Annotated in this window: 5 protein-coding genes; 1 reads left to right on the forward strand and 4 read right to left on the reverse strand. The window is 64.8% G+C overall.

The genetic code is table 11. From position 1 onward, the window contains the following. A partial coding sequence (locus ACODSK_RS32190; protein ID WP_489022136.1) for a hypothetical protein occupies positions 1 to 204 on the reverse strand: 204 nt, incomplete at its 3' end. 253 nt (positions 205 to 457) lie between these two features. Here ACODSK_RS32190 and ACODSK_RS32195 point away from each other — a divergent pair. After that, entirely contained in the window at positions 458 to 742 is a 285-nt protein-coding gene (locus ACODSK_RS32195; RefSeq protein WP_489022138.1) for a hypothetical protein, read from the forward strand. 498 nt (positions 743 to 1,240) lie between these two features. On the opposite strand, the gene ACODSK_RS32200 is transcribed toward ACODSK_RS32195, so the two are convergent. The 3 genes from ACODSK_RS32200 to ACODSK_RS32210 form a co-directional block, all read right to left on the reverse strand. Further along, a complete protein-coding gene (locus tag ACODSK_RS32200) occupies positions 1,241 to 3,733 on the reverse strand; it encodes a TonB-dependent siderophore receptor (protein ID WP_489022140.1) in 2,493 nt (830 codons plus the stop codon). Positions 3,734 to 3,830: 97 nt separating this feature from the next. After that, positions 3,831 to 4,814 carry a FecR domain-containing protein gene (locus ACODSK_RS32205; RefSeq protein WP_489022142.1) on the reverse strand — a complete coding sequence of 328 codons (984 nt, stop codon included), beginning with the start codon at positions 4,812 to 4,814 and terminating at the stop codon, positions 3,831 to 3,833. A gap of 5 nt (positions 4,815 to 4,819) precedes the next feature. After that, positions 4,820 to 5,329: a sigma-70 family RNA polymerase sigma factor gene (locus tag ACODSK_RS32210; RefSeq protein ID WP_489022143.1), complete on the reverse strand. Its 510-nt coding sequence runs from the start codon at positions 5,327 to 5,329 to the stop codon at positions 4,820 to 4,822. Positions 5,330 to 5,588 lie beyond the last annotated feature (259 nt).

Here is a 5,588-nt window from a genome sequence, read left to right on the forward strand (position 1 = left end):
GAGCTGGCTTGCCAGCGATGCGCCGCGCGGGCGGCGCTCGATCTCAAGGGCGCTGGAAAAATCAAGGCAGGCACCTGTCAGCCCTGACGCAATCTCAAGACGAACCTTCCCGGACCACAAGGCCGACACCGCCCCCCGTGGTGTCATATAAAGCGACGAAAAGCGCGTAATTTCCGCCTTTCTTGTAGGCAATTTCCCAAGCATACTCCCACGCCCTTCAAGCGGTTGCGCTCATGGAAATCCACACCTAGTCTCCGCCGGTCGTTGCAAATTCAACGACCGGCTTTGACAGGCCGGGATTGCATGAACGCTGGCTACCGTTATGGCGGCTGTGCGTGTGGGCACCTTCGGGTGCGCCAGGATTCTCATGCTCTCTGGTCTGTCAACCCGCGCACAGCTGCCACCCACCTGTTTGACAGCAGGTTTTCTTCTACCTACTCAAGAGCATGAGATCACCATGAAGAAACTTGTCCCCGACCCACCCTCCCGCCTCACCACAGTCCACACCCACTTCGCCAATTGCCACGGCCATCATCCTCCGCTGTTCGCCGTCTGCGACGGCGCCGATATCGGTGATGCACTGGCACACCTGGCCGCATCCTTGAAATCCGCAGCAGAGACCAACGCCCAGATGTGCGACCTGGCCGATCATCGCTACGGTGATTTGCTGTGGGCGACCCAGCAGTCGCTGGAGATCTCCCAGGCACTGGTGGCGTCGCTGCTGAAAGCGGTCGAGCGGTAACAGAGGCCTGGACTCATCGCTGTAGGGCATACAGCGATGAGGACACAGAAACGCGCCTACCCGGAAAGCGGATCATCGCTGCGAAGTGCATGTCGATGTTTTTCTAGCGCCCTCAAGATCGAGCGCCGCCCGCGCGGCGCTTCGCGAGCAAGCTCGCTCCCACGTTTGTTGCAACGTACCTATGCCTGTCAGGCCATAGTTGTTCGCTTTGTTTGTACGACGCGGTACCGAGTCGAACCCAACAGCCTCCCCGCGATAGATCGCCATAAGACAAAGGCTGGCAACTCAGATCCAACAGGCAATGGCACGTTGCAACAGACGTGGGAGCGAGCTTGCTCGCGAAGCGCCGTGCGGACGGCGCTCGATCTTGAAGGCGCCAGAAAAACACCGGCATGCGCTTCGCGATGCGCCGCGCGGGCGGCGCCCGATCTCAAGGGCGCTGGAGAAATCAAGCCAGGCACATGGCTGCCCTGATGCGATCCCCAGCCGCCCTCCCCCTCAAAACCGCGTACGCATCGTAAACATCAGATTCCGCGGAGTTCCAAAGTACGTGCTGTTCTCCACCGTCCCCGTCTGCGAGTAGTAGGTCCGGTCAAACAGGTTCTCCACATTCACCGACAGATTGACGTTCTCATTCAGGTCATAACCGACCCGCGCGTTGTACACCGCATAGCCACCCGTCTCGTTCTTCACGCCAGTACCCGGCACGGTGTCGATGTAGCGGCCATACACGCCACTCTGGATATTCCCGCCCAGACCAACCTGCCACTTGGACCATTCACCCGGCAGTTGATAGTTGGCCCACAGCCGCAGCATGTGTTCCGGCATCGCAGTGAGGAAGGCAGTGCCCTCCAGCGCGACGTTATCGGGGTTGCGCACGTACTGGCTGCGGTTGTAGGTGTAGCCGGCACTCAGCTCCAGCCCCGGCAGCACCTTGCCCGAGACTTCCGCCTCGAACCCTTCGGAACGCACCTTGCCACCGGCGACGTAGCAGCGGCAGGTGGCCGGCTGGGTCTGGTCGGTCTGGGCGCGGCCGGAGTAGTTGGTGCGGAAGATGGCGAAGGCGGTGTTCAGTGCGCCGTCGTACAGCTCGCCCTTGATCCCCAGTTCGTAGGACTCGCCGGAACGCGGTGCCAGCGGGTTGCCGGCGGCGGTTTCGTAGCTGAGCTGCGGGGTGAAGATCTCGGAGTAGCTGGCGTAGGCCGACCATTCCGGGTCGAGCGCATAGACCAGGCCGTAGAACGGCACCACCTTGGCGTTGGTCTTCTGCCCGGTGAGGGTGTGCCGGCCATTGAGTTCGTTGAGCTGGTCCTGGGAGTAGTCCCACCAGCTGACCCGGGCACCGACGATCAGGTCCAGCGGGTCGATGACGTTGACCCGCAGCGAGCCGTACACCCCTTGCTGGTCGAGGGTGGCGGTGGTGGTGCGGTACTTGTCGGTGAGGTCGTATTTGGGCGGATCGAACTGGGTGATGTCCGGGATGAAGTCGTAGGCGCCGTCGTACCAGGTCACGTCGTAGCGCGCCGCCACGCGTTTGCTGTGGGAGACGTTGCCGCCAAGGATCAGCTCGCTGCGCCGGCCCAGCAGTTCGAAGTTGCCGTTGAGGAACAGGTCGCTGTTGTACTGGTAGTTGTTTTCGCCACGGCCTTCGGCCCAGTTGTAGGCGCCGGAGTTGTCCACCGGGTCGATCAGGCCACCGGTGTTGCTGTAAAGGGCGTCGAGGTTGAGCCGGGTGTAGTTGCTGGCGAGGGTGACTTTCCAGTCGTCATTGAGCTGGTGCTTGGCCTCGATGAACACCTGGGTCGATTCGACGTCGTTGTAGTCCGAGGGCGAGCTGAGGTTGGTGGAGCGCTTGAAGTCGATCTTCGAGCCGTCGCGGTAGCTGGGCAGGCCCCAGTCCATGGTCGCGTGGTTGTTGGCGTTCTGGTAGTTGAAGCCGACGCTGAGCAGGGTGTCCGGGGTCAGGTCGAATTCCAGCACGCCGTAGGTGGAGGCGCGCTCGCTCTTGCCCTCGTCGTAGAAGTAGTGGCGCGAGCCGTAGGCGGTGGCCAGGCGGCCGCGCACGGTCTTGGCGTCGTTCAGCGCGCCCTGCACGTCCACTTCCTGGCGGTAGTTGTCCCAGCTGCCGGCCTGGGTGACGGTGTTGATCTGGAACTCGGCGCCGGCGCGCTTGCGCACCAGGTTGATCGCGCCGCCCGGCGAGCCCGCGCCCTGGAACAGGCCGGACGAACCCTTGAGCACTTCGACCCGCTCGTAGGCGATCAGGTCGGTCCAGTTCAACGAGGTGATGCCGGTGCTGGTACCGGCAGGAATCGGGATGCCGTTGATCTGGAAGTTGTCGATCTCGAAGCCGCGGGCGTAGGGCTGGTTGTCGCCGTTCAAGGCACCGTAGGCGACCACGCCCTGGACGTTGTTGTAGACGTCGTTGAGGGTGGTGATGTTCTGGTCCTTGAGGCGCTGGGCGGTGAGCACCGTGACCGTCTGCGGGATTTCCTTGAGGCTGCGCTCGCTCTTGCCGATGGTCACCGCGCCGGTGGTGTAGGAACGGGTGTACTCGGTGTTCACCCCGAGGGTCTCGCCGTTGATGCTGGTGGGCGCCAGTTGCAACGCGCCGCTCGGGTCGGCGGCAGGCTGCAGCAGGTAGTTGCCCTGGGCGTTGCGGATCACGGTGAGGCCGGTGCCGGCGAGAATCCGCGCCAGGCCCTGCTCGACGCTGTACTGGCCTTGCAGGCCGGCGCTGGTCTTGCCGCTGGTGAGGCGTGCGTCGGTGGACAGCGGGATCGCCGCCTGCCGGCCGAACTGGCTGAGGGCCTGGTCGAGCGGGCCGGCGGCGACGCTGAAGACGCGTACCGCGCTGGCTTCGGACACGCTGCTGTCGGCCTGGGCGGGGAGGTTGAAACCGAGCAGCAGGCTGCCGGCCAGGGTCAGGTGCAGGGCCGAGGCGCGGGTGTCGTGGATGGCGCGAGCCAGCGGGTGGAAACGATGCGTCATGGAGAGCTTCCGGGAGGGTCAAGGGGGCCGCGTCAGCAGCGGGATTACCCCTAGGCCAAGCGAGCGCGGAAAATCTGCCGGTCTGGCGAAAAAAAATTTATCCGGCCTGCCGTGGCACGACCGTGACCCAGTAGCGCGTGCGGCGCTGGACGCCGACAGGCAGGCTGTCCACCAGTTGCGAGAAGATCCGCTCGGGGTCATCCAGCGGGAAAGACCCGGTCAGGCGCAGCTCGGCCACTGCCGGGTCGCAGCGCAGGATGCCGCGGCGATGGCGGGCCAGTTGCGCGACGAAATCCGCAAGGCGCATGCGCTCGGCAACGATGAAGCCGTCGATCCAGGCGGTCGCCCCCGGGTCCATCGGCCCCACTTGCGACACCCCCCGGGCATCGATGAACGCCTGGCTGCCCGCCTCGACCACTTGCGTCTCGGGTCGACCGGGCACCGACACCGATACCCGCCCGCTGCTCACCGACAGCCGCGTGCCGCTGCCGGCTTCGTCGCAGCGCACGCAGAAGCGCGTGCCCAGTGGCTGCAGCAACGCATCAGGGGTCTGTACCCACAGCGGTCGGCCGGCGGGGTCGTGGCCGGTGAGGATGTCCACTTCACCGAAGCGCAGGACGATGCGCCGCTCGCTGTCGCTGAAACGCAGGTCCACGGCGCTGGCGGTGTTCAGCCACAACTGGGTGCCATCGGCCAGAGTCCGGTGCAGGCGCTGGCCGGTGGCGGTGGCGAGATCGGCCAGCTCGCCCTGGACCCAATGGCTGTCCTTGCCGTGCCAGGCGGCGGCACCGAGCACACCGACGCCGAACAGCAGCTTGAGCACCTGACGGCGGTCGCCACTGACATAGCGGGTCTGCTGCAAGGCCCCGCGGGCCACCGGGTTGTCGAGCACACGTGCGTGGTTGCGCAGCACTCCTGGCAGTTGCGCCATGCGCTGCCAGGCGCGCTCGTGCTCGCTGTCGCTCTGTCGCCAGCGTTGCAACTGTTGCAGCTCGGCCTCGCTGATATCGCCGGACTGGGTGAGGCTGAACCAGGCGAGAGCCTGGTCGCGCACGCGAGGGCTGATCGGGGCTTCCGGCATGGCGCTCACTCGAACAGGCTGGCGTAGCAGCGGCTGAAGGCCTTGAGCATGGCCTTCTGCACCTGGTTGACGCTCAGGCCCAATTGCGCGGCGATCTGCTTGTAGGTCAGGCCGTCGAGCTGGGACAGCAGGAAGATCTCGCGTACCCGCGGCGACAGGCCGTGGAGCACGGCATCGATTTCGGTCAGGGTTTCGATCAGCAGGTAGCGTGCCTCGGCGGACAGCTCGACAGCCTCCGGCTGCGCCGCCAGGGCCTCGGCGTAGGCCCGCTCCACCGCCAGGCGGCGCCAGCGGTTGACCAGCAGGCTGTTGGCGATGGTCGCCAGGTAGGCCAGCGGCTGCTTGAGCTCGGCGACCGGGCTGCGCGCGCGGATGATGCGCACGAAGGTGTCCTGGGCCAGGTCATCGGCATCCGCCGCCTCGCCCAGGCGCCGCTGCAGCCAGCCCTTGAGCCAGCCGTGGTGTTGCAGGTAAAGGACTTCGACGTCCTGCTCGAATGAGTTGTGCGTGCCCATGGGACAGAACGCCTGCGTAGATGGTAACGATTCGCAATACTATCGATTCGTTCGGCTACGGCGCAACTGGCTGGATCGATGTCGAGGCTGATGGCCTCATCGCCGGCAATGCCGGCTCCCACAAGGTTCCGGGCTAGCCGCTCAATCCAGGCCCGACACAGGAACCTGTGGGAGCTGGCATTGCCAGCGATGAGGCCAGGAAGAACAACACAGACCCGCAAGATTGATGTTGAAGCGGATGGCCTCATCGCCGGCAAGC

The organism is Pseudomonas sp. FG98 (assembly GCF_057808595.1).

Coding starts and splice junctions, on each gene's coding strand:
- ACODSK_RS32210 (WP_489022143.1), bottom strand. CDS start 5,329: ATGGGCACGCACAACTCATTCGAGCAGGACGTCGAAGTCCTTTACCTG.
- ACODSK_RS32205 (WP_489022142.1), bottom strand. CDS start 4,814: ATGCCGGAAGCCCCGATCAGCCCTCGCGTGCGCGACCAGGCTCTCGCC.
- ACODSK_RS32200 (WP_489022140.1), bottom strand. CDS start 3,733: ATGACGCATCGTTTCCACCCGCTGGCTCGCGCCATCCACGACACCCGC.
- ACODSK_RS32195 (WP_489022138.1), top strand. CDS start 458: ATGAAGAAACTTGTCCCCGACCCACCCTCCCGCCTCACCACAGTCCAC.